The organism is Acerihabitans arboris (genome assembly GCF_010131535.1).
Lineage (GTDB): Bacteria > Pseudomonadota > Gammaproteobacteria > Enterobacterales > Enterobacteriaceae > Acerihabitans > Acerihabitans arboris.
The window spans coordinates 1-1,423 of record NZ_WUBS01000051.1 but is presented as its reverse complement, the minus strand read 5'-3'; the positions used below and the strand labels follow the sequence as shown (position 1 = coordinate 1,423).

Sequence of the window (1,423 nt, the reverse complement as noted above, 5' to 3'; positions counted from 1 at the left end):
GGAGTACGGCCGCAAGGTTAAAACTCAAATGAATTGACGGGGGCCCGCACAAGCGGTGGAGCATGTGGTTTAATTCGATGCAACGCGAAGAACCTTACCTACTCTTGACATCCACAGAAGACCTTAGAGATAAGGTTGTGCCTTCGGGAACTGTGAGACAGGTGCTGCATGGCTGTCGTCAGCTCGTGTTGTGAAATGTTGGGTTAAGTCCCGCAACGAGCGCAACCCTTATCCTTTGTTGCCAGCGCGTAATGGCGGGAACTCAAAGGAGACTGCCGGTGACAAACCGGAGGAAGGTGGGGATGACGTCAAGTCATCATGGCCCTTACGAGTAGGGCTACACACGTGCTACAATGGCGCATACAAAGAGAAGCGACCTCGCGAGAGCCAGCGGACCTCACAAAGTGCGTCGTAGTCCGGATTGGAGTCTGCAACTCGACTCCATGAAGTCGGAATCGCTAGTAATCGTGGATCAGAATGCCACGGTGAATACGTTCCCGGGCCTTGTACACACCGCCCGTCACACCATGGGAGTGGGTTGCAAAAGAAGTAGGTAGCTTAACCTTCGGGAGGGCGCTTACCACTTTGTGATTCATGACTGGGGTGAAGTCGTAACAAGGTAACCGTAGGGGAACCTGCGGTTGGATCACCTCCTTACCGAAAGATACGTAATGTGACGTGTCCACACAGATTGTCTGATAACTGTATTGAGCAACAGTACGTATGGTTTTACACGTGAAGCCCGGCTTCGCACGTGCAAGGCATCGTCCGATGATAGGAGGGCAACGCGATGCGTTGGTCGACTAGAAAGAGGCCGCTTACTTTCATTAATGAAAGTTTCGCCTTACACGGAAAAGCAACGCGTTGCGTTGCCAGCATTTTCCGTGTCCCCTTCGTCTAGTGGCCTAGGACACTGCCCTTTCACGGCGGTAACAGGGGTTCGAACCCCCTAGGGGACGCCAAACTCTTTTGATACGACCTGTTAAGCAGACCATCACGCATTGTCTGATCATTTCAGAGCACACTCTAACGAGTATGCTGCGAAATACCGCTCTTTAACAATCCGGAACAAGCTGAAAATTTGAAAAAAAACATGCTGAGCAAAATCAGTATGCGATTCTCTCAAAGCAAGCAAACCTAAACCGGTCGTCGTGTCGATGATGGCCATGTTGAGGGATGAGCGAGAAAGCACCGGCCAAGGCGCACGGCGCGCAGCCAGCGGAGTGGACTGTCTGTCCATGAGCATGGCGAGCACCGCGCAACACCGGCAGGGGCCTTTCGCAGCCATTCCGCAGACACTTTAGGGTTGTGAGGTTAAGTGAATAAGCGTACACGGTGGATGCCTAGGCAGTCAGAGGCGATGAAGGACGTGCTAATCCGCGAAATGCGCCGGTGAGCTGATATGAAGCGCTATCAGCCGGCG

Annotated in this window: 1 protein-coding gene, 1 tRNA gene and 2 rRNA genes; 3 read left to right on the top strand and 1 reads right to left on the bottom strand. The window is 52.8% G+C overall.

The genetic code is table 11. The features are described 5' to 3' along the window. A 16S ribosomal RNA gene (locus GRH90_RS25830) occupies positions 1 to 657 on the top strand; the annotation flags it as partial. Between the two features lie 229 nt (positions 658 to 886). Beyond that, positions 887 to 962: transfer RNA gene (locus GRH90_RS25825), tRNA-Glu, on the top strand. A gap of 47 nt (positions 963 to 1,009) precedes the next feature. On the opposite strand, the gene GRH90_RS25820 is transcribed toward GRH90_RS25825, so the two are convergent. Further along, a complete protein-coding gene (locus tag GRH90_RS25820) occupies positions 1,010 to 1,246 on the bottom strand; it encodes a hypothetical protein (RefSeq protein WP_162368810.1) in 237 nt (78 codons plus the stop codon). 66 nt (positions 1,247 to 1,312) lie between these two features. On the opposite strand from GRH90_RS25820, the gene GRH90_RS25815 reads away from it, so the two are divergent. Then, positions 1,313 to 1,423: ribosomal RNA gene (locus tag GRH90_RS25815) — 23S ribosomal RNA — on the top strand; the annotation flags it as partial.

Coding starts and splice junctions, on each gene's coding strand:
- GRH90_RS25820 (WP_162368810.1), bottom strand. CDS start 1,246: ATGCTCATGGACAGACAGTCCACTCCGCTGGCTGCGCGCCGTGCGCCT.